21 protein-coding genes are annotated in these 21,338 nt (G+C 55.7%); 8 read left to right on the forward strand and 13 right to left on the reverse strand.

Features of this window, described 5'->3' with window-relative positions; genetic code table 11:
- Nucleotides 1–24: 24 nt before the first annotated feature.
- From ACQY4Z_RS16795 to ACQY4Z_RS16805, 3 genes are read left to right on the forward strand one after another with little or no spacing between them, the layout of a single operon-like run.
- Entirely contained in the window at nt 25–1,032 is a 1,008-nt protein-coding gene (locus tag ACQY4Z_RS16795; RefSeq protein ID WP_428529591.1) for an SIS domain-containing protein, read from the forward strand.
- Nucleotides 1,029–2,168, forward strand: a complete 1,140-nt coding sequence (gene nagA / locus ACQY4Z_RS16800) for an N-acetylglucosamine-6-phosphate deacetylase (protein ID WP_428523126.1) — start codon at nt 1,029–1,031, stop codon at nt 2,166–2,168. The genes ACQY4Z_RS16795 and nagA overlap by 4 nt, the downstream gene beginning before the upstream one ends.
- Before the next feature lie 9 nt (nt 2,169–2,177).
- Nucleotides 2,178–2,888, forward strand: coding sequence for a copper homeostasis protein CutC (locus tag ACQY4Z_RS16805; RefSeq protein ID WP_428523128.1), 711 nt, complete (start codon nt 2,178–2,180; stop codon nt 2,886–2,888).
- 14 nt (nt 2,889–2,902) lie between these two features.
- Here the strand turns inward: ACQY4Z_RS16805 and ACQY4Z_RS16810 are convergent, their stop codons facing one another.
- From ACQY4Z_RS16810 to ACQY4Z_RS16825, 4 genes are read right to left on the reverse strand one after another with little or no spacing between them, the layout of a single operon-like run.
- The gene (locus tag ACQY4Z_RS16810) at nt 2,903–3,748 is read right to left on the reverse strand and encodes a heme ABC transporter ATP-binding protein (RefSeq protein ID WP_428523130.1); all 846 of its coding nucleotides are present in this window, start codon (nt 3,746–3,748) and stop codon (nt 2,903–2,905) included.
- The gene (locus ACQY4Z_RS16815; RefSeq protein ID WP_428523132.1) at nt 3,745–4,878 is read right to left on the reverse strand and encodes a FecCD family ABC transporter permease; all 1,134 of its coding nucleotides are present in this window, start codon (nt 4,876–4,878) and stop codon (nt 3,745–3,747) included. The genes ACQY4Z_RS16810 and ACQY4Z_RS16815 overlap by 4 nt, the downstream gene beginning before the upstream one ends.
- 5 nt (nt 4,879–4,883) lie before the next feature.
- Nucleotides 4,884–5,768 (reverse strand): heme/hemin ABC transporter substrate-binding protein, encoded by an 885-nt coding sequence (locus ACQY4Z_RS16820; RefSeq protein ID WP_428523134.1) that lies wholly within the window; start codon nt 5,766–5,768, stop codon nt 4,884–4,886.
- Nucleotides 5,765–6,892 carry a hemin-degrading factor gene (locus tag ACQY4Z_RS16825; protein ID WP_428523136.1) on the reverse strand — a complete coding sequence of 376 codons (1,128 nt, stop codon included), beginning with the start codon at nt 6,890–6,892 and terminating at the stop codon, nt 5,765–5,767. The genes ACQY4Z_RS16820 and ACQY4Z_RS16825 overlap by 4 nt, the downstream gene beginning before the upstream one ends.
- A gap of 223 nt (nt 6,893–7,115) precedes the next feature.
- Here ACQY4Z_RS16825 and ACQY4Z_RS16830 point away from each other — a divergent pair, with 223 nt between their 5' ends.
- Genes ACQY4Z_RS16830 through ACQY4Z_RS16850 form a run of 5 tightly spaced genes read left to right on the forward strand, consistent with a single transcriptional unit; the run spans nt 7,116 to nt 11,823 of the window.
- Nucleotides 7,116–9,188 carry a TonB-dependent receptor domain-containing protein gene (locus ACQY4Z_RS16830; RefSeq protein WP_428523138.1) on the forward strand — a complete coding sequence of 691 codons (2,073 nt, stop codon included), beginning with the start codon at nt 7,116–7,118 and terminating at the stop codon, nt 9,186–9,188.
- Between the two features lie 8 nt (nt 9,189–9,196).
- Nucleotides 9,197–9,964 (forward strand): MotA/TolQ/ExbB proton channel family protein, encoded by a 768-nt coding sequence (locus ACQY4Z_RS16835; RefSeq protein ID WP_428523140.1) that lies wholly within the window; start codon nt 9,197–9,199, stop codon nt 9,962–9,964.
- Complete coding sequence (locus ACQY4Z_RS16840; RefSeq protein WP_428523142.1) at nt 9,954–10,340, forward strand: ExbD/TolR family protein; 387 nt, start codon at nt 9,954–9,956, stop codon at nt 10,338–10,340. The genes ACQY4Z_RS16835 and ACQY4Z_RS16840 overlap by 11 nt, the downstream gene beginning before the upstream one ends.
- On the forward strand, nt 10,337–10,729 hold the full coding sequence (locus ACQY4Z_RS16845) for an ExbD/TolR family protein (RefSeq protein WP_428523144.1): 393 nt from the start codon (nt 10,337–10,339) through the stop codon (nt 10,727–10,729). The genes ACQY4Z_RS16840 and ACQY4Z_RS16845 overlap by 4 nt, the downstream gene beginning before the upstream one ends.
- Nucleotides 10,726–11,823: a TonB family protein gene (locus tag ACQY4Z_RS16850; protein ID WP_428523146.1), complete on the forward strand. Its 1,098-nt coding sequence runs from the start codon at nt 10,726–10,728 to the stop codon at nt 11,821–11,823. Before ACQY4Z_RS16845 ends, ACQY4Z_RS16850 begins: the two co-directional genes overlap by 4 nt.
- Nucleotides 11,824–11,833: 10 nt before the next feature.
- Here ACQY4Z_RS16850 and ACQY4Z_RS16855 read toward each other — a convergent pair whose 3' ends face one another.
- The 9 genes from ACQY4Z_RS16855 to ACQY4Z_RS16895 form a co-directional block, all read right to left on the reverse strand.
- Nucleotides 11,834–12,739 carry a crotonase/enoyl-CoA hydratase family protein gene (locus ACQY4Z_RS16855; RefSeq protein ID WP_428523148.1) on the reverse strand — a complete coding sequence of 302 codons (906 nt, stop codon included), beginning with the start codon at nt 12,737–12,739 and terminating at the stop codon, nt 11,834–11,836.
- A 98-nt stretch (nt 12,740–12,837) separates the two neighbouring features.
- Nucleotides 12,838–13,473 carry a TetR/AcrR family transcriptional regulator gene (locus ACQY4Z_RS16860; RefSeq protein WP_428523150.1) on the reverse strand — a complete coding sequence of 212 codons (636 nt, stop codon included), beginning with the start codon at nt 13,471–13,473 and terminating at the stop codon, nt 12,838–12,840.
- 41 nt (nt 13,474–13,514) lie between these two features.
- On the reverse strand, nt 13,515–15,008 hold the full coding sequence (locus tag ACQY4Z_RS16865) for a mannitol dehydrogenase family protein (protein ID WP_428523152.1): 1,494 nt from the start codon (nt 15,006–15,008) through the stop codon (nt 13,515–13,517).
- Nucleotides 14,996–15,769 (reverse strand): L-iditol 2-dehydrogenase, encoded by a 774-nt coding sequence (locus ACQY4Z_RS16870; RefSeq protein WP_428523154.1) that lies wholly within the window; start codon nt 15,767–15,769, stop codon nt 14,996–14,998. The genes ACQY4Z_RS16865 and ACQY4Z_RS16870 overlap by 13 nt, the downstream gene beginning before the upstream one ends.
- Nucleotides 15,766–16,770: an ABC transporter ATP-binding protein gene (locus tag ACQY4Z_RS16875; RefSeq protein WP_428523156.1), complete on the reverse strand. Its 1,005-nt coding sequence runs from the start codon at nt 16,768–16,770 to the stop codon at nt 15,766–15,768. The genes ACQY4Z_RS16870 and ACQY4Z_RS16875 overlap by 4 nt, the downstream gene beginning before the upstream one ends.
- A gap of 11 nt (nt 16,771–16,781) precedes the next feature.
- Nucleotides 16,782–17,612 carry a carbohydrate ABC transporter permease gene (locus tag ACQY4Z_RS16880; RefSeq protein WP_133953211.1) on the reverse strand — a complete coding sequence of 277 codons (831 nt, stop codon included), beginning with the start codon at nt 17,610–17,612 and terminating at the stop codon, nt 16,782–16,784.
- A gap of 11 nt (nt 17,613–17,623) precedes the next feature.
- On the reverse strand, nt 17,624–18,502 hold the full coding sequence (locus ACQY4Z_RS16885; RefSeq protein ID WP_133953213.1) for a carbohydrate ABC transporter permease: 879 nt from the start codon (nt 18,500–18,502) through the stop codon (nt 17,624–17,626).
- Between the two features lie 120 nt (nt 18,503–18,622).
- Nucleotides 18,623–19,927: an ABC transporter substrate-binding protein gene (locus ACQY4Z_RS16890; protein ID WP_133953215.1), complete on the reverse strand. Its 1,305-nt coding sequence runs from the start codon at nt 19,925–19,927 to the stop codon at nt 18,623–18,625.
- 90 nt (nt 19,928–20,017) lie between these two features.
- On the reverse strand, nt 20,018–21,049 hold the full coding sequence (locus ACQY4Z_RS16895; RefSeq protein ID WP_428523160.1) for a LacI family DNA-binding transcriptional regulator: 1,032 nt from the start codon (nt 21,047–21,049) through the stop codon (nt 20,018–20,020).
- Nucleotides 21,050–21,338 lie beyond the last annotated feature (289 nt).

Here is a 21,338-nt window from a genome sequence, read left to right on the forward strand (position 1 = left end):
TCAGTGATATCTCCTCCTACAAAAATGAAACAGGAGATTGCGGAAATTCCTGCCGCGGTCGATCGCTTACTGACATCTGGGGATGTGGATATAAAGCGAATTTCTTCAGAGTTGCGGGACAGCGACCTGCGTTGCCTTTTATCTGTTGCGCGGGGGTCTTCCGATCATGCTTGCACATATCTGAAGTATGCTGCCGAGTTGCTTTTGGGTCTGCCAATGGCATCTGTCGGGCCATCACTTGCTTCTGTCTACGGATCCAGTCTTAAGGCAGACGGCATGCTGTGTTTTTCGGTGTCTCAGTCCGGCAAAAGCCCGGACATCACCCGAATGACCCGGTCTTTGGCCAAGTCCGGCGCAACCACGCTGGCCATCACCAACCATCCGGGGTCACCCTTGAGTGAAGCAGCAAGCGCGACTGTTCCGATCCACGCCGGGCCGGAACTGTCAGTCGCTGCGACCAAGACGTTTGTCACATCGTTGGTTGCCGGCCTGTGGTTGCTCGCTGAGCTGAAGGCGGACACGGGTCTCTTGGCTGCAATCCGGAACTTGCCAGCGCATTTGAAGGACGCTGTTGCTTGCGATTGGCGTGAAGCTGCACCGGAAAATGACATCGGATCATTGTTCACGTTGGGGCGCGGCCCCTCATGGGCTGTTTCCAATGAGGCGGCTCTGAAGTTCAAGGAAACTTGCCAGATCCATGCTGAGAGCTATTCCTCTGCAGAAGTCTTGCATGGCCCTGTTTCCATTGTATCCCATGGTTTTCCGGTCATTGTGTTTGCCGCCGCCGATGCCGCCGAGCAAGCGGTTGTTGATGTTGCTGATCAACTGTCGCAAATGGGAGCGGCTGTCTTCGTCAACAGTGAAAAAGCGCAGCGGGCAAATGTGTTGCCGATCGTCCGCACGGATCATTGGCTGACCGATCCGATCGCCTCGATTGTGTCGTTCTATGGTTTGGTAGAACATGTTGCGGGGCTCCAGGGCATCAACCCGGATGCCCCACGGCATTTGAACAAGGTCACGGAAACCGTATGACACAGGCCATCGTTTTCAAGGCGGCCGCGGTTTTTGACGGGGTCAAACTTCATGAGGGCGCCGCTGTCCGGTTCGGCGCGAGTGGAGTTGAAACATTTGGCGCCGGCGTTGAGATTTTCAGCGGCGCTGAAGTCATTGATCTTGGCGGTGAGATCATCTCTCCGGGATTCGTTGATCTTCAGGTGAATGGCGGTGGCGGCGTCATGCTCAACGATGATCCAAGTGTTGAGACCGTTCGCCGGATTGCCGAAGCCCATTGGTCTTTGGGAACCCGGGCTTTTCTACCGACCTTGATCACGGACACGCGGGAAAAAACCAAGGCGGCAATTGCAGCGGTAACTCAGGCTACCGAGAAATGCGTTCCTGGGGTGGCTGGATTGCATTTGGAAGGGCCGCATTTGTCTGTTGCTCGAAAAGGGGCGCATGACGCCGCCTATATCCGGCCGATGGACGATGAGGACATTGACTTCCTCTTGGTGGCAGCCCGTTCGCTCCCAGCTCTGCTTTTGACCGTTGCACCGGAAAACACAACTCTCGAGCAGGTTCGGCAGCTGAGCCAGGCGGGAGCGCTCGTTTCAATTGGTCATTCGGATGCTGATTACGCGACTGTTCAAGACTATGCGGCGGCTGGCGCCAAAAGCGTCACACATCTCTTCAATGCGATGAGCCAAATGAGCAACCGGGAGCCCGGTGTCGTCGGAGCCGCCCTTGGGACGGGCGCCTTGTCCGCCGGTCTTATTGCTGACGGGATCCATGTTCATCCGGAAATGATGCGGATTGCATTATCCGCAAAAAGCGGTCCTGGAGAGGTGTTTCTGGTCAGCGATGCCATGGCGGTTGCCGGAACATCTATGACCTCGTTCGAGCTGGATGGACGAAAAATTCTCCGATCAGACGGGAGGCTGACCCTAGAGGACGGCACGTTGGCAGGTGCGGATCTGGATCTATTGACCGCTGTCAGGGTTTTGGTTGACCAGGTTGACATTCCGCTGGCCGATGCCCTGCGTGCCGCTACAAAAACGCCGGCGGAGCTGTTTGATGGAAAGCCATTCAACCTTTTGGGCAGGTCTAAAGACAACTTTATACGCATCTCCAAGGATCTTCACTCTCTCAGTCCATTGGCCGAAACCGGATAAGCAGATCGCATGTTGCTCGAAGTCTGTGTTGATACGATGGAAGGCGCCTGGGCTGCTGTTCGTGGTGGTGCCGGGCGTATCGAACTCTGCTCTGCTTTGTCTGAAGGCGGACTGACGCCATCCGCAGGACTGATGCGAGCCGCCGCCCAATTACCTGTTCCGGTCTATGCCATGATCCGTCCGCGCGCCGGTCTCTTTCATTTTTCTGAAACGGAAAAAGAGATCATGGCAAGTGATATTAAGCTGGCAAAGGATTTGGGTCTTGCTGGTGTTGTTCTGGGTGCGCAGCGCGGAGATCGTACACTGGACCGGGAGCTGCTGGCCCGTTTGTCAGACCGGGCATCCGGCATGGGCCGGACGCTCCACCGTGTGATCGATGTTGTACCGGACCCGTTTGCCGCGCTGGAAACGGCGATTGATCTCGGGTTCGAGCGTGTTCTCACATCGGGAGGTCAAGCCACGGCTGAGGCTGGGCAAGCTGTAATTCGTGAGATGGCCACAGCGGCCATAGGCCGGATCAGTGTCATGCCGGGTGCAGGCGTTACGCCCGAGAACGTAACTAAGATCATCCAGAGGGCAGCCGTTCACGAGATTCATGCGTCATGCTCTGTGCAGGTTTCTGAAAATGACGCAGTTGCCGACTTCTCGCCCTGCGGTGGCCTTCGCCAGACATCCGAATTAAGGGTAAGAGAGTTGGTGACCAGTTTGAGTGCTATCTAGGTTGAGCGGTTCGCTCAGCTCTTGGAATGATCGGCAGAAAATCTCGGCAGGACTCGGAGGCCGTTTTCGTCATCCCTAGTGACGGCGAGCGGTATCTCGAAGGCTGGGGTGAGGGTCTTTTCCAAAAAGACACTCTCCAACGGGCCGTGCTGCACCTTCAACCCGTTTTTCATGACAAGGATCTTATCTGCAAAGGCGGCCGTCAGGTTCAGGTCATGCATCACCGCGACCACACCGCCTCCGCGCCGGGCATAGTCTTTAGCAAGTTTCATGATCTGATACTGATGCTTGATGTCGAGGCTCGACACCGGCTCGTCCAGAAACAGCCAGCGCGGTGTTCCATTTGCCGCGACCGGTTCCCAAACCTGGCAGAGTACACGGGCTAATTGCGACCGTTGCTGTTCACCGCCAGACAAGTCCTGATATGTGCGGCCTTCGAAACCTGATAGGCCCACAAGGGCCAAGGCTTCTGCAATACGGTGCGCTCGCGCAAGGCGGCCTTGCCTTCGGTCAAGAATGCCAAGGCCAATAACTTCCGAAACGGTGAGCGGAAACGACAAGTGGCTCGCTTGGGGCAAGACGCCCCGTGCCAACGCTTGAGCTTCCGGTGAAAGGCTCGCAATCTCATATCCGCCCAGCTGAATGCTGCCGGAGTAAGGCCGTTCTCCTGTGATGGCCTTTAACAGTGTGGTCTTGCCCGACCCGCTGGGTCCGATGATGGCCAACAGCTCTCCAGCGTGCGCACTGAAGGACATATCGTTTACAATGCAGCTGCTACCCAAGGTGATCTGCACGTCCCTGATGTCCAAGGCTTGGGCAGAGGTGAGTAATTCTTCAGCGAGGATTGAAGTGTTGGTCATAAGCCCGTCAATCCTCTGTTCCGCAGCAAGATCCAAAGGAAGAATGGTGCGCCTACAAAGGCGGTGATGATTCCGATCGGCAGTTCAGCTGGGGCAACGATTGTCCGCGCCAGAGTGTCTGCGCCAATTAGCAGGATAGCTCCAAGCAGCGCGGCTGCGGGCAGGAGGAATTTGTGATCCGGACCAATCGATAGCCGCAACAGATGTGGCACGACGATCCCGATAAATCCGATCCCGCCGCTCACAGCGACCGATGCACCGGTCGCCGCTGCGACCAGAATAATGCTGATGTTTTTCAGCCGCTGAACCCGGATACCAATGTGAGCGGCGGCTGCTTCGCCCAGTGTCAGCGCATTGAGGCCTTTGGCAAGGAAGGGGGTCGCCAAGAGCATGGTCAGGATAATCGGCGCAGCTGATGCCACTTTTTCCCAGTTTGCTCCGGCAAGCGAGCCAAGCCCCCAAAATTGCAAGTCGCGCAGCTGATTGTCGTCGGCCACATAGACGAGAAGGCCGGTGATCGCACCGGTCAATGCGCCAAGAGCGATGCCGGCGAGCAGGAGTGTGGCAACGGACGTAAAGCCGCCCCTTGTGCCAATCCGGTAGAGCAGCAAAGTGTTGATCAGGCCGCCTGCAAACGCGGCAAACGGGATTGCATAGATGCCGAGGACCACCATGGCTGGTGCCAGCACGGCATTGCCCAAAACGATGAACAGAGCAGCGCCTAAACCAGCCCCTGCAGACACGCCGACAATTCCCGGATCTGCTAACGGATTGCGAAACAATCCCTGCATCACTGCGCCGGAGACCGCGAGCGCCGCACCGATCAGCGCGCCGAGCGTGATCCTTGGCAAACGGATGTCCATCACAACGATCCAATCCCGTAGGGAAACCGTCTCCGGCAGCGGCGCGGACGGATCCGCCAGATGGCTCGGGATATGAGGTAAAAGGTCGAATACCGGAACCAAGATGGGCCCTGTCGCCAAGCTGCCGATCATCGTTGCGATCAACAGAGCAGCGAGTGCTGCAATCACCCAACGGGCAACGCTTGCCCGGTCTCCGTGTTTCAAGGCCGTGAGCCCAAAAATGGTGGCCAGTCCACCCTCTTGCCGCGGCAAAGACGCATCGGTCATCCCGCCTAACTCCGTATTTCAGAAAGGTTCTGAGCAAGATCCTGAATGGCATTTGCGGTGCGTGGTCCGAAGCCGAGAAGGTAGTCTCCAGGCATCTTTAAGAGACGGTTGGCCTTGCCCGCAGGTGTTTGCGCAAGAGCTGGGTGAGAGAAGAGGTCAACTGCCGATGCGCTGTGATCACCTTCCCGATCCATCATCAAGACGACGTCCGGCATCGCGCTCAGGATCGCCTCGTCGCTGAGCTGTTTGTAGCCGGAGAATTCGTTGACTGCGTTCATTGCGCCGGCCAGGGTGATAATCCCGTTGGCCGCTGTATCAGCTCCACCTGCCATGATCCGCCCACCGCGCGTCGACAAAACAAACAGGACGCGGACGTTTTCATTCCGGCCGGCGGCATGTTCTTGCGCAGTTTGGAGGTCGGCTTCAGTCTTCTGAGCGAGGACGTTTGCTTTATCCGGAACGCCAAGGACCGCACCAACAGTCCGTATTTTGGCTACGATACCTTCTGGCGTGAATTCGTTCGGAATTTTGGCAATTACGATCCCTGATTTCTCCAAAACGTCGACCGCCTCCTGCGGGCCGCTGCCATCCAGCATCAATAGAAGATCGGGATTAACCGAAAGAACTCCTTCTGGAGACAGGGCGCGGATATAGCCAATGTCTGGCAAGTCATGGGCTTCTTGCGGATGAACACTGGTTGAGTCTCTTGCGACGAGGCGGTGCTGCTCTTCGAGTGCAAACACCACTTCGGTTACAGATCCACCAACGGCCACGATACGATTCGAAGCCTCTCCTGCTGAGAGTGGATGCAGTGTTAGGACAAGTGCGGTCGCAGTAAGGAGCGTCGCGGCCAGGCACTCAAGGTAAAGGGAACGAAGTCTGGTGATCATTCGGCGGCTCCTAGCGTGATAGCGTGATCGAGTTTTGGGAGGTTTTCGGCAAGCCCGCGCCAGTCGGATCGTTCGGCATTTCCTTCGCCGCGCACTCCGAAGAACTGAATGATTTGCTGGCCGTCGCTGTCATAAGCTTCAATTGACGTTACATGCCCGACATCTGCGGGTTTTCGAACGGCCCAGACATCATGAATGTGGTCGGTTCGAAGATGCAGATGGAACGTCTGGTCCATGATGTTGATCCATGGTCCCTTTTCCAGGACATTTGCGATTTGGCCCGAGTGGATCTGGATGCATCCGCGGTTGCCAACGAAGCACATGATCGGGATTTGCTCTGAGGCTGCCAGGCGCAGAAGAGCTGGAACTGAACCTTTATCGAGTGGCCATGCCCAGCTTTCACCGGCAAGTTCAAAGGCACTTAACCGGTCCAGTTCGAGGTCTTTCAAAATACCATGGAACTGGTGGGGATCTGTCATGGATTGCCAGCGGTCGCGGAGTTGCATCTCGGCGTGAACAGTCGGCAATTTTCGTGAAAAGACCGGAGCCGGTGTTACATCCGGCAAGATCTCTGGCTGTTGATCTGGAAGCGTTAGAAGCGCGACGAGTTGATCCCAAGCGTCTTTGTTTGTCTCTGGCCGAGCATGGATTTTTTGGACCGCATCGCCATGGGCATCAAAGAATTGCAGGGAGCGACGGACATCCTCGCCCTCTCTTTTTTCAACGGCAAATCCGTGGACCCAATTTGCAGGAAACATACGCGTGTCGATTTGCTCTCCCAGTATGAGTGCGGCGCGCTTCCCATTTATGAATTTTTCAAACTCGCCGATCTTCTCATGCACGGCGCTTTTGTTCCGCGTGAGAGCCATAACGGGCCCAACATTTTGAAGCCCGGCAAAAAGATCGTCGAACTTTGGATCAATCCGACTGGTGCCATGACCAACGAAGCTCGCAACCAGTTCAGCTTCGGAAATGCCAATTGTCCGCGCCAGATCCCTTTCCCGCATTTTGGGTGCGTGCGCACGGGCTTTTCTGATCTCGGCTGCAGTGGGTCGAGAGGCGCTTTCTAAGCCATCTGCCGTCATCTGAATTTCCTCTTCCTTTGCCATAGACGTTCGATCCATCGGGCCCGTCTTGATTGTGGTGGCATCACTAAGTGTTTGTCTCTGTTTCAAAAATTAGAACCTTTCCAAAGAAGTTCTTTTTCGATTCAGGCTCAGACTCATACTTGACTCCACTACTCATGTTTTATAGTGAACGCAATACCTGAGTCACTGACTCAAGTTAAAAATGCTGTTTGGCAGACAGCATAAAAGGACGCGAAAACGCGCACTCTTGGAGAAATTTATGGGGCTCAGAAATACCCTTCGCGCCGATCTATTGGGCGGTGTTGCACTGTGGATGTTTGCTTTTGGTGGGGCGGCGTTTGCACAAGATGAAGTGGCAACGCCACTCCAGCGTATCGTTCTTGGAACAGGTGTTGAGAAAGTTGCAATTGATACACCGCAAGCGGTGACGGTTCTGGATCAGGACGCGATTGACAACGAACAGGCAGCGACGATCGGCGAGTTGTTCCGGGACATTCCGGGCGTGACGGTCATCGGCAGTGATCGCATCGGCGGGCAGTCTTTCAACATTCGCGGGATCGGCGATCTCGCGTCGTCCGATGAGTCCAAAATCATTGTGACCGTGGATGGTGCGACCAAGTTTTACGAGCAATATCGGCTCGGGTCCTTCTTCTCCGACCCAGAGCTCTACAAGCAGGTTGAGGTGTTGCGAGGTCCGGCTTCATCGACGCTTTACGGTGCGGGTGCTCTGGGTGGCGTGATCAACTTCACCACCAAGGATCCGAGCGACTTTCTGAAAGCGGAAGATACAGCTGTCTTGCGGCTGAAGGGCATGTACGACTCCAACAAGTGGGGCTTCATGACCTCGGCTGTTGGCGCGGTGCGCCTTTCAGAAAACACTGAGTTTCTGGTGAATGGCCTCTTCCGCAAGTCGAATGACATTGAGGATGGACACGGGATTGAAATCCCCGGATCAGCATTTTCTTCGTTCTCTGGTCTAGCCAAGGTTGTGCACCATTTCGGCGAGGACAAGGAACAGGCTGTTCGCCTGTCTTACCAACGCTGGCAAAGCGACGCCGACGATACCCAATACTCACAAACCAACACTGCAGGTTTCGGTACTATCGATCGGGATATCACCGACCAGACTGTGGTCCTGAATTATGAAAATCCGGCGAGCGACAATCCCTATCTCGACCTGGCCGTAAACCTGTCCTTTTCGGATACACAAGTTGAGCAGAAAAACTCGTCGCTCGGGGCGTTTTCACCATCTCAGCTCTTTGAAGATGGAAAGTACGGTTATCGTACTTGGCAGGGAAAGGTCGAGAACACATTTGAGCATTCCGGATCAGCTTTTGAGAACTTCCTGACTGTCGGGACCCAGCTCTCTTATCAAGAGCGCACGGCACAGACGAGAAGCGGTGCCATCGGATTTCATCCGGAAGGCACAGATACCAAGATTGGGGTTTACGTACAGGACGAATTCATTTGGCAGGACCGGTTGACCCTCATTCCTGGTGTGCGTGTGGATTCGATCAATCTATCGCCAGACAGTATGATTGTAGGCGCGTCGGATCAGTCCGAGGTTGCTTTCTCGCCAAAACTTGCTGCGCTCTACAAGTTCAACGACACGTTCTCCATTTTCGGATCGGTTGCCCATACCGAACGTGCCCCGACTTTGGATGAGATGTTCTCCACATCCGGTGCCACAAGCACGTATCCGGGCGGCCGGCTTGCGAGTCTGAATCTTGACAAGGAACAGTCGAACGCCGTTGAAGCCGGGTTTTCCGTATCAGCCTATGATCTTGTTCAGGACGGCGACGGTCTGCAGCTGAAGACCACGGCCTTCTACAACGACCTGAAAGACCTGATTTCGACCAATCCCGACCGGGGCCAGACCACGCCGGTCCGCTACTACGTCAATATCGATGAGGCGGAGATCTATGGTGTCGAGATGGAGGCAGCTTATAACTCCGAGTACGTTTACAGCACCGTCGCCTTCAGCATTGTCCGGGGCGAAGACAAGGCTACCGGCGAAACGCTGACGTCCATTCCGGCAGACACGCTTGCCGTGACGCTGGGCGGACGTGTGCCCCAGTATGATCTTGATTTTGGATGGCGCGGCCTCTTTGCAGCCAGCATCGACACTGGCGCGACCGCAGGGCCCTTTGCCGGCTATGCCGTTCACGATGTCTTCGCCAGCTGGAAGCCCCAGGAAGGTCACTTTGCCGGCATGGAGCTGCGGGCGGCGGTCGAGAACATCTTTGACAAGTCATACCAAAACAATCTGGCCGGCGACAGAGGCCGCGGCCGGACCTTCAAACTCACCCTGAACAAGGAAATCAGCTGGTGAGGTAACTGTTGGCCAGCTCAGCATTTCCGGTCGACGAATTGTTGCTGAAGATGTTGAGCTGGGCTCACTCTAGAAAGGTTGAAGGCATGATCTCAGAGCTAACTCATCAAATCGCATCGTTTCTTCAGCTTGGCGGGCCCGTGGTTACCGTCATTGCTGGATTGTCAGTGATCGCTTTGGCTTTAATCCTGGTCAAAGCGTTTGAGTTTTTGGTTTTGGGTGTCGGGTCGAGCCGCCGTGCCAAGGCAGGGGTAAAGCTTTGGTTGGCACACAGGCCAGGGGACGCACTCGCGGCGATCGGTGTGCCGAAAAGTGCGGCTGACAAGGCCGTCCTGACTGCCTGCAAGCTCCTAGAAAGCCGGAACACCAAATCGGAAATAGAGGAGCGGGTCGGGGTCCAGGCGGCCGGTGACTTGCACCACTTTGCAAAGGGTGTTCGTGCCCTTGAGGCCATTGCACAAGTCGCACCACTCATTGGTCTATTCGGGACGGTGCTTGGCATGATCGAGGCCTTTCAAGCATTGCAATCTGCGGGTAGCAACGTTGACCCATCCGCGCTTGCCGGTGGAATTTGGGTTGCCCTCATGACCACGGCAGCCGGGCTCGCCGTTGCAATGCCTGTGTCGCTGGTGGTGACCTGGCTGGAGGGGCGGCTTGAAGCAGAACGGGTCGCGATTGAGACACTGACATCCGCCTTGCTTCTGCCCTCCATAGATCGCGGTATTGAGCAATCGGAAGGTCTGCCGGCAGGAGCTGCGCTCTCCCATGCGCGTTGAACAACTTCCCAAAAAACATCGTGCAATCTCACTCACTCCCTTGGTGGACGTGATTTTCCTCTTGCTGTTGTTCTTCATGCTGTCATCGACGTTCACGCAGTTTGGGCAAGTGGAAGTTGGTGCGCCTGCAGCTGCAGGCGGATCGAAGGCCTTGCCAAAGGCGATTTTGATGGTCGAGCCAGATCGTTTGCGTCTCAATGGGACAATTGTCGCGCAAGACGACCTTGCAGCTGAAGTCTCTGCTCTCACTGAGACCGGTAACGACAGCCTTTTTGTTTACATTCAAGGATCGAGCAGTACGCAGCGGCTTGTGACAGTCATGTCGGATCTAAAATCTGTGTCCGGGCTGAACATCACTGTTGCAGGGCCCAAATGATCACTTTGCCCCGGAAATCCGAGAAGCGGCCGCTTGAGACCACGATCTCATTGATCAACATCGTGTTCTTGATGCTGATCTTCTTCCTGGTCGCCGGACAATTGGCTCCGCCTTTGGACGGACAGGTCGACCTGTCAAAGTCTGAGGAGGCACCGCCTTTGCCGCCGCCTGATGCGCTTTACGCTCGGGCCGATGGAACCCTGGTCTATCGAGACGACGAGATTAGTGCAGAAGCATTTCTGGAGCTCCAGGCCCCGACCAGAGATGGGATTGTGCTTTTGGGCGCAGATGCAGCATTGCCAGCCGATAAACTGCTAAACCGTGTCACGGCGCTCTACGCGGCGGGGGCGGTCAAGGTGCTGATTGTCACCCGCAAGGCAGACCCATGAGCTCCATTCGAAACGCGCTCGGGATTGCGATCTGTGCGTCCCTGGCAATTCATGTCGGCGCGGTCGCCCTGACTCTCAAGGCCAAACCCGAATTAGAGGTTGCCGGGGCAGGCGAGACGATCACGATCACGCTTGGGAACGCCCTCTTTAGCACAATCTCAGCAGGTTCAAAGCCGCAGGTCGAAGCCTCTCCAACGGCCGAACCAGCAGTCGAAAAGGCAGCTCCGGTTCAGTCTGTCCCCGTAGCTGAGGTCGTACCACCGCCTGAACCTTTTTCCGCGACGACGGTGGCTTCAGCACCACCGGCTGACAGTGTGCCGGCGGTACAGGCAGTTCCGATCGCAGAGGTAAATGGCAACTTTCAAGCGGTGACCGAACAGAAACCAGTTGCTGAAATCACCGAGGCGACCGTTCTCGAAAATTCGCCGGCCGATGCTGTGGCCCCGGAGGTAGCGCCGCCACAGAACCATGTTGCAACGGGTCCAAAGGACTCTGTCAAAGCAGTCCCGGCAAACGACACGCAGACCATAAAAGAAGTTGATCCGGTACTCGAGGTGGTAACTCCGGCGGAACTGGCAAAGCCGGTTGAGCCCTCTGAAACCGTTGTTGCATCGCCCCGCCGGAAACCTTCGCCGCCAAAGACGCAGGTTGCCAAGGGACAGAAAATTCCTGCAAAGCAAACAGCAGAAAGATCTACGAAAAAGAAAAAGGAAAAGGCGCATACGGCACGCCGTGCAGGTGCGGGGGGGCAATCCAATCGAACGGCGCAAGAGGGGGGATCAGCGCGCAAAGGGAAAGCAAAGGCCGCCGGGAATTCCGAGGTCACCAACTATCCGGCCAAGGTCCATCGCAAGGTGCTGCGCTCCGTACGCACGCCGCGCAGCCTTGGGCGGTTGGCCAAGGACGCACACGTCCGTTTCACGGTTAAAGCCAATGGCGGTGTAACTGGCGTGCGTCTTGTCAGATCTTCTGGAAACAAAACCTTCGACCAGGCAGCCCTCAAGTCCGTGCAACGTGCTGCGCCTTATCCCGCGATCCCGGCGGCCGCCAAAAAAGCCTCTTGGACGTTCACCTTGCCAATTGGAGCGCGTTGAGCCACGTCAGCTATCGGGCCTGCAGTTTTTGATCCATTTCACGGATGAGCGCTCGCGCCTCATCGCCTTCCGGGATCGGACGGCCGCTATCACGCCAGTCTATGGCCGCCTTGAAACCTTCTGTTTGTGCGTAGCGGCGGAACCACAGGCCTTCCGGATTGTGCCGGGTGATGCCGTCAAAGATCGTTGCCGACATCTGAGCTTGTTCAAGTCCCATGGTCAGCATGATCTGATTGACGACCATTTTGTGCATGGCGAGGTGGCCGGCTGGAACACCTGCGATCCGCGCCGCGAGCACGTTTGTTTTTTCATCCACCTCATCCGCCGGACAAGAAATGTTTGCCAGTCCCCATTCTGCAGCCGTCGTACCTGTGATCAGGTCACCGGTGAACATCAGTTGCTTGGCCCGTGCAGGGCCAAGGCGGTATGTCCACATTGCAGTGGTCGGGCATCCCCAGACGCGGGTCGGCATATAGCCGATGCGCGCATCCTCTGCCATGACAAGCAAATCGCAGCACAACGCAATGTCACTGCCACCGGCAACGGCGGCGCCGTGGACTTTGGCAATCGTGGGTTTTCTGCAACGCCAGAGGGACATGAAGTCTTCGGTGTTCCGCTTCATCACCGCATAATCGACCATCGGATCCCAGGGATCGCTTTCCTGTTGGCACGGATGGTCCGCGTCACTTTCGGCATAGTGTGTCAGGTCGTAACCACCGCAAAAGCCTTTGCCCGCGCCCTCGACAATGATGACATGGACGTCGCTGTTGTTTTCAGCCCACTCGACAGCTGCGCGGATTTCCCGGGGGGTGTTATCGTTGATTGCATTGAACCGCTCCGGCCGGTTCAACAGCAGCCTGGCAACACGTTCATTTCCCGGACACAGGTCAATACTCAGTGTTGAAAACGCGGGCATGTGATCCTCCTCCCAAGACCGTAGAGCAGGTTTCATATTTGCAACTGAGATAAAAACAGTCAACGTTGACCGTTTATTTCAGTTTTGGATCTAACCGGCTATGTGCGATCTGTTGCCAGCAGGTTTCTGAGGGTCTCAATCCAGTCTTCGATCAATTGATTTCGGAGGGTTTGGTCATTCCTCAGCAGAGAGGAAATGGTGAGGCCCCGGATAAATTCGATCGTCAAACCGATTGCCTTCTCGGCTCCAGGCTGATCAAGCAGACCCTCAAAAAGCTGTGTGAGGACGCGATCGCGGTCTGCGATGGCATCTTGTTCTGCAGATCTGAGAGCGGTGCGGAGCGCTGGGTCCGCGCGGGCGGCAATCCAGAGTTCAAGTTCTGCAACAAAGGAAGGGTGTGCGTAGGCGTTGGCCAGGGTGCGTACAGATCTTGTGAGTGGGTCGGCTATATCTTTGAGCTTTTCAGCTTCGCTCCAGACCGCGTTCTCATTGAATTCAATCAACCGGCTGATCGTCATGGACAACAGATCGGCGTGTGTGGGGAAATGGTGCAGAAGCGCGCCACGACTGACACCAGCGCGTTTCTGGACTTCCAGGGTTGTAGTTTTCGGCAAACCCTTTTCGACAAGAATCTCTACGGCAGACGACAGGATAATGCCGCGCGTCCGGTTACTTTTCGTCTGTTGCGCTGTTTTGTTTGCGTTGTTTTGTTTGGTCGCGATATCGGCCCCCATCAACTCACTCGACGGGACGCTATTGAAATCTCAGCAAAGCCTCAAGGCTGGCATGTGCCTTCTTTTTGCAAATAACGCTGAAGCGTGTGCCGAACCCCGACTTCCCAAACCATGCTCACGGCTTCCTTGAAAGCATTTTGAAAGTGAGTGTGTTGGCTTAATGGGCCAAAAACTTCTGTCAATTGAAGGAAGGCCATCGGGTCTGATCGTGTTTTGAGGGCGGCCTCTTGAAGTTGGGCACAGCGTTCATCTTCAAGTGGGATTGAAAGCGTGCCGTCGGCCGTCGCCGCGCAGTAACGGCACCAGAACGCAACTTCCAGAGCAAGACCGTTTATGGGGCGTCCGACGCGCAGTGCGTCCGTAATAGATGGCAAAACGAACTTCGGTTGCCGGTTCGATCCATCAAGGCAGAGGCGGTTGATGCGGTCGTCTACAGCGTGATTGGAAAAGCGGCCAACACAAGTCTGGAGATAAACGTCCAGGTCGACCCCAGGCGGTGGCGGGACAATCGGGATTACATTGGTCCGCATAAGTGTGGTGAGCCAACCGGAAATATCCGGGTCGGCCATGGCTTGGTGGACGGCCTCATGCCCTAAAAGAGCTGAAGGATAGGCGATAGCCGCATGGCCGCCGTTGAGGATCCGCAGCTTCATCAATTCGAAGGGCGCGACATCTTCCACAAATTCGACGCCAACCTCTTCCAGCCTGGGCCGGCCTGCAGAAAAGTCATCCTCCATCACCCATTGCCGGAAGGGCTCGCAGGCCACAGGAGCTTGATCCACAATGCAAAATTCGTCTTTGACAAGTGCTTTCATCTGGTCCGTAGTCGCAGGTGTAATGCAATCCACCATGCTGCTCGGAAAGGCGACATTTGCCTTGATCCAATCAACGAGCTCAGGGGCAAGTTCTTGCGCCAGTCCAACCACAGCCTGTTTTGCGACCTTTCCGTTTTCCGGAAGGTTGTCGCAGGACATAATAGTGAACGGCGCCAGGCCGCCATCTTTGCGCAACCTGAGAGCGCTGATAAGGAGCCCAAAAATCGTCTCAGGTGTGCCCAAGTTATTTATGTCATTCTTGATGTCCGGGTGCTTGACGTCGAACCCACCGGTCTGCGCATCAACATAATAACCGCCTTCGGTGATGGTCAGTGACACGATCCTTATCTCCGGCCGGATCAGCACTGCTAAAAGAGCTTCGGGTTCGATCTTAGCAAAATCGATCATGGCACCTGTAACACGGGCCTCAAAACCTTCAGGGTCGAGTTCAATGATCGTTGAATACCAGTCCTGATCGGCGAGCTTTTTCCGCATCGCAGCGTCATACGGCTTGATGCCGGCCCCGATGATCGCCCAGTCGTGATCCACTCCCTTGTCAAATAGCCGATCCAGATAGACAGCCTGATGAGCTCTATGGAAATTGCCAACGCCGACGTGGACAATTCCAGGTGTCAGGGCAGAGCGATCGTATCCTGGCTTGGTGACCTTGGACGGTATCGCAGTCAACGTCGCATCTGAAAGAGGGATCAGCTCATCCATTGACCGCCATCCACATTGTAGGTCTGCGCGAGGATGTAGTTGGCGTCATCACTGGCAAGAAACACGGCCATGCCGGTCAGGTCGTCTGCCGTTCCCATCCGGCCATAGGGGACAGCTTCGCCAACTTCCTTTTTCTTTTGGCCGGGCGCCTTGTTCTCATATTTGGCGAAAAACGCATCGACGCCATCCCAGTGCTCGCCGTCGACAACACCCGGCGCGATCGCGTTCACATTGATGCCATGCTCGATCAGATTGAGGGCCGCGGACTGGGTTAGGCTGATGATGGCGGCTTTGCTCGCACAGTAAACCGCGACCAGCGGCTCGCCCCGGCGGCCTGCCTGGCTCGCCATATTGATAATCTTGCCACCGCCGCCGCGCTCAATCATATGCCTGGCCACCGCCTGCAGCGTGAACAGGGTTCCGGCGACATTGATGTCAAAAACGCTAGCGAAGTCAGCGCGATCAATGTCGACGACGGGCGCCGCTGAGAAAATCGCAGCGTTGTTGATCAAGATATCGATTTGGCCGAGTTGCGACACAGTCTCGCTGACAGCCGTATCGATACTTTCCTGCCGGGTAACATCCATTTCTACGGCGATGGCTGCCGGTCCCAGGTCGGCTGCCGCCTGATGGGCTCGGGCGCTGTCAATGTCCGCAATGGCCACCTTCGCGCCTTCAGCGACATAGGCCTTTGCAAAGGCGAGCCCGATGCCGCGGGCGGCGCCGGTGATCAGTGCGGTTTTTCCAACGAGCCGCTTCATGGGAGCCTCAAACCGCTAGCATCAAACCTGTGAATGACATCGTCGCGTGGGGTCATATGGATCCGGTCTCCATGACGGAATCCGACTTCTCCATCGGCCCGCACCGTTATGCTGTCCGCCAGTCCGGTATTGTGAACATGAAAGAAGGTATCGGAGCCGAGATGTTCCGAGACACTCACAACGCCGGACCACATGCCTTCAGTCTCGGAAACCGAAATATGTTCCGGCCGAATGCCAATGGTGTGGGCACCGTGTTTGGCGGCCTCTTCGCCTTCAATGAAGTTCATTTTCGGTGAGCCGATGAACCCGGCTACAAACTGGTTGCGCGGATTTTTGTAAAGCTCAAGCGGAGATCCGACCTGCTCGATGTTCCCGGCGCGCAAAACAACTATCTTGTCCGCCATGGTCATGGCTTCGACCTGATCGTGGGTGACGTAAATCATCGTCGTCTTGAGACGTTCGTGCAGTTCGGAGATTTCCAGCCGCATGCCAACCCGCAGGGCCGCATCAAGGTTCGACAAGGGTTCGTCAAAGAGGAAAGCGGATGGTTCGCGGACAATTGCCCGGCCGATTGCAACGCGCTGGCGCTGCCCGCCGGAGAGTTGTCCGGGACGCCGGTCAAGATAATCGGTAAGGTTCAGGACTGCGGCGGCCTGTTCGACCCTGCGGTCTTGTTCGGCCTTGTCGAGCTTTGCCATGCGCAGGGGAAACGCAATGTTCTTGCGGACCGACATATGCGGATAAAGCGCATAGGATTGGAAGACCATCGCCAGACCCCGCTTCGCCGGTGGGACGCTGGTCGCATCCTGCCCGTCGATCAGGATCTGTCCGGAGGTGATGTCTTCCAGACCGGCAATCAGCCGGAGCAATGTGGACTTGCCGCATCCGGATGGGCCGACAAAGACCGTGAATTCTCCATCCCCGATTTCGAGATCGAGCGAGGGAATGACTTCGACGTTGCCGAACCTCTTGGTCACCTGCTTGAGTGTGATTTGTCCCATGACAGTGTTCCCTACTTAACCGCGCCGAAAGTCAGGCCGCGAACGAGTTGTTTTTGGCTGAACCAGCCAAGGATCAGGATGGGGGCGATCGCCATGGTCGAGGCCGCGCTGAGTTTGGCGAAAAACAGGCCCTCGGGGCTCGAATAGCTGGCGATAAACGCCGTCAAAGGTGCCGCATTGACGGCCGTCAGGTTCAGCGTCCAGAAGGCTTCGTTCCAGGCCAGGATGAAGTTCAACAACATGGTCGAAGCGATGCCTGGTATGGCCATCGGGGTGAGAATGTAGAGGAGTTCTTCCTTCAGTCCCGCGCCATCCATCCGGGCGGCTTCCAGGATCTCGCCCGGGATTTCCTTGAAATACGTGTAAAGCATCCAGACTATGATCGGCAGGTTGATCAGCATCAGGACGATCGTCAGTCCGATGCGGCTGTCAAGAAGACCCAACTGGATGAAGAGCAGGTAGATCGGGTAAAGCACGCCAACTGCCGGCAACATCTTGGTGGACAGCATCCACAACAAGATGTCCTTGGTGCGTTTCGACGGCACGAAGGCCATCGACCAAGCCGCCGGAACTGCAATGATAAGCCCCAAAATCGTGGAGCCGCCCGCCAGGAATATGGAGTTCCAGAGGAAACGCATATAGTTCGAGCGCTCCTGTACCACCGAATAGTTCTCCAAGGTCCAATCAAAGAACAAAAATATCGGCGGATCGGCGATTGCTTGCGCTTCAGTCTTGAAGCTGGTGAGGATCGTCCAGAGGATCGGAAAGAAAATCAGCAAACCTATCAACCAGGCGACGGCTGTGTTGATCATTTTCCGGTTTGTTGTAACTGCGCGGGCCATTTGATTACTCCTCACGCGTCAAGGTTTTTGCCGACGATGCGCATCAGGAAGATCGCAACGATATTGGCGAGGATAATGGCGTAGACACCACCTGCAGAGCCGAGACCAACGTTCTGGCTTTCCAGTACCCGCTGGAAGATCAGGTAAGACAAAGTCTTGGTGCCAAAGGCACCGCCCGTGGTGACGAAGATTTCCGCGAAAATCGCCAGCAAAAAGATGGTCTGGATCAAGGTCACGATGGTGATCGCCCGCGCCAGATGCGGAAGAACGATGAAAAAGAAGCGTTTGTGGACTGGGGCGCCGTCCATTTCAGCGGCCTCTAGCTGCTCGCTATCGAGAGACTGAATAGCAGTCAGCAAGATCAGCGTCGCGAATGGCAGCCACTGCCAGGAGACGATCATGATCAGCGATGGCAGGGACGCCTGGCTCAACCATTGTATCGGTTCGGCGCCAAAAAACTTCCAGAGATGTGCAAGGATGCCGTTGACCGGATCCATGAACATGTTTTTCCAGACCAGCGCGGATACGGTCGGCATCACGAAGAAGGGCGCAATAACCAGAATTCGGACAACGCCCTGACCCCACATTGGCTGATCCAGCAAGATCGCCAATGCAATTCCCAAGGCAATTGTTATGACTAGAACGCCTCCGACAATGATCAACGTGGTCTGAATGCTGGGCCAAAACGAGCTTGAACTCACGAACCTTACATAGTTGGTAAATCCGACCCACTCCAACCCGTTGGCCATGGAGTCACCGCGCAGTGGCAGGTATTTCTTGAAGGAAAAGAACAGCGTCATGCACAACGGGATCAGCATCCAGCCCAAGAGCAGAACGACTGCTGGTGCCATCATCATCCGGGCGGCAGAACGTGATTGCTGAGTGGCCATGACACATCTCCTCTGTTGACGGACGCGGGTCCGTCTCGAAATATATCTTCAAAATGAAATGGCAGAAGGAGGCCGAAGGACGGGCGAACCCGCCCTCCGGAACTGGAAGTTAGTGCGAGCTTATCGGTAGCCGGCGGCTTCCATTGCATCGTTGGTCAGAGCTTGAGCTTTGGCCAATGCCTCTTCGACGGTCTGTTGACCTGCATAGGCAGCCGAGAACTCCTGGCTCACTTCAGTCGCGATACCGGCAAACTCCGGGATTGCGGCGAACTGGATGCCAACGTATGGGCTCGGTTCGACGGTCGAGTTGTTCGGATCAGCTGACAGGATTGAGTCCAGGGTCATCTTGGCGAACGGTACGGCCTGATACTCTGGGGTCTCGTACAGAGACGTCCGTGCACCTGGAGGAACGTTGGCCCAACCTTCTTTGGCAGCTACGAGTTCAATGTAGGATTTGGACGTAGCCCATTCGATGAACTCTTTTGCAGCTGCTTCCTTTTGAGTCCCGGCAGGAATTGCCAGCGCCCAGGCCCACAGCCAGTTCGAACGTTTGCCAAGCCCTGTATCAGGGGCCAAAGCGAAGCCGACAGAGTCAGCCACGGTCGAGTCGTTCGGATTTGTTACAAAGGATGCTGCCACCGTGGCATCAATCCACATGCCGCATTTGCCCTGCTGGAAGAGCGACAGGTTTTCATTAAAGCCGTTGGTCGCATAGCCTGGAGGACCGGAGGCATCCATCATGTCTTTGTAAAAGTTCAGCGTATTGGCCCATTGTTCGGTATCGAACTGAGCGTTCCAGTCCATGTCAAACCAACGTGCACCGAACGAGTTCGACATCGCAGTGATGAAAGCGCCGCCTTCACCCCAACCAGCCTTGCCGCGAAGGCAGATGCCGTTGATTTCGTTGTCACGGTCGGTCATAGCCGCAGCCGCTTCTCTAACGAAATCCCAAGTCGGCGCGTCTGGCATTTCCAGACCGGCTTTGGCCATCAGGTCTGTACGGTACATGATCATGGAGCTTTCGCCATAAAACGGAGCGGCATAAAGCGTTCCGTCGTGGCTCAGACCACCAGCCATGGCGGGCAGGATGTCAGCGGCATCATATTCTTCGGAGAGATCGTCGAGTGGAACGAGCCAGCCGTTGGCACCCCAGATTGGCGTTTCGTACATGCCAATGGTCATGATGTCGAAAGCGCCGCCCTTTGTTGAAATGTCCGTGGTCACGCGCTGACGCAGTACGTTTTCCTCCAAAGTGACCCACTCGACGGTATGGCCAGTCTTTGCAGTGAAATCGTCAGTGTAACCCTGCATGCGGATCATGTCACCGTTGTTCACAGTAGCGATGGTGAGTGTTTCTGCTTGCGCTGCAGCTGCGGTCAAAACGACAAGCGCAGTCGTCGCACAAAGTGCGTTCTTTATGTACATCCGATCTCCTCCCTTGGCTGGATGTTGGCCCAACCCTAAGCGCTACCGTAACGGCGAGTCAATAAAAAATTTACGCGCGTAAAATTCCTGCTATGCAGAACTGCGTAAGACCAAGCGCGCTGAAAAGACGGTTTCTTCACGGCTGGCAAACCGCCCGCCAGCTTCTATGAGATTGTTGAGGGTTTTAAAGGCATGGTCCGAAACGCTGTCGTAATCATGGGCGGCCGTCGTTAAGGACGGGCAGGTGAACTTTGAAAATGGGTGGTCGTCATGAGAGGCGACCCTCATGGCGCAGCCAGCGCCGCGCCCGACCCGCAAGCCTTTCTCATAACAGGCGGACAGCAAGCCGATCGCCAACCGGTCATTGCTGCACAACACGGTGTTTGTCGGAAACCCGCCGGTTTCCAAAATGCGAAGCGCACCATCGCGCCCGATTTGTTCAAACGCCCAGCCCTCACCCTCGATCTTCAGAATGCGCGGTTCGAGATTGCGCTCGGCCATCAGCTGTTCATATGCCGCCCGCCGTTTGTTGGCGTTCGGGTTGGCCGGTGTGCGCATTTCAAAGAAACTTGGTGGCTCACCCGTTCGGGTAAGATAGTCGACAGTCTGGGAGACAAAGCTGAAATTGTCAGATCCCACAAAGGCTTCTCCGATGCCTTCGATGTTGCTGTCGAACAGAACTGTCGGAACATCCTGGCAGAATTTTTCAACGGACAGCTTGTCTGACGCCCGGCCGAGCGGTGCGAGTAGGACCCCGGCCGGTTTCAAAGATCGAAGGCTATCAAGGATTTCATTCTCAAGCTGCTGTTGGCCGTGGGCACTATAAAGGGTTGGGTGAAACCCGGCCTCTAGACAGCGTTGCTCCAACTTCCTTGCTATTTCCGTGAAGAACGGGTCGGCAAGGAAAGGGACCACAATACCGACATTTTTGGTTAGCTTGCGGTTCTGGTTCATCGCGAAAATGTTTGGCCGATAATCATAGACCTCAAGCGCTTCTTCGATCCGGTTGCGTGTTGAAGCGCGTACGCTATCCGGATCGTGGAAGAACTTGGACAGCGTCGGTCGCGAGATGCCGCTAACCGCCGCGAATTCCTCCATGTTCCGTATTTTTTTCTCGCCCATTCCCGTTTCCCGGCATTGGTAGTGTTTTCGTTTGCTTAAGCGATTTTAATCACGAAATTTTCGCGCGTAAAAGTACTTTGCAATACTTCGCATTGCTCTTGCCGCTCGAGAAGAGAAGTTGGATAGCTTTCCTGGGTGGGATGCCGGCGTGTTTGAGGAAGTAAGCTGGTGATTGACAATCCTGCCCAAGCACCAGCGTTTCAATGCCGTCTCCCCCGGGGCGCATATCGTACGCTGCCCGGGAATACGCTCACGCCGCACCGCGTTTGCAGCCGGCAAACCGGCGTGA

It is taken from the genome of Roseibium sp., assembly GCF_965276855.1.
GTDB lineage: Bacteria > Pseudomonadota > Alphaproteobacteria > Rhizobiales > Stappiaceae > Roseibium.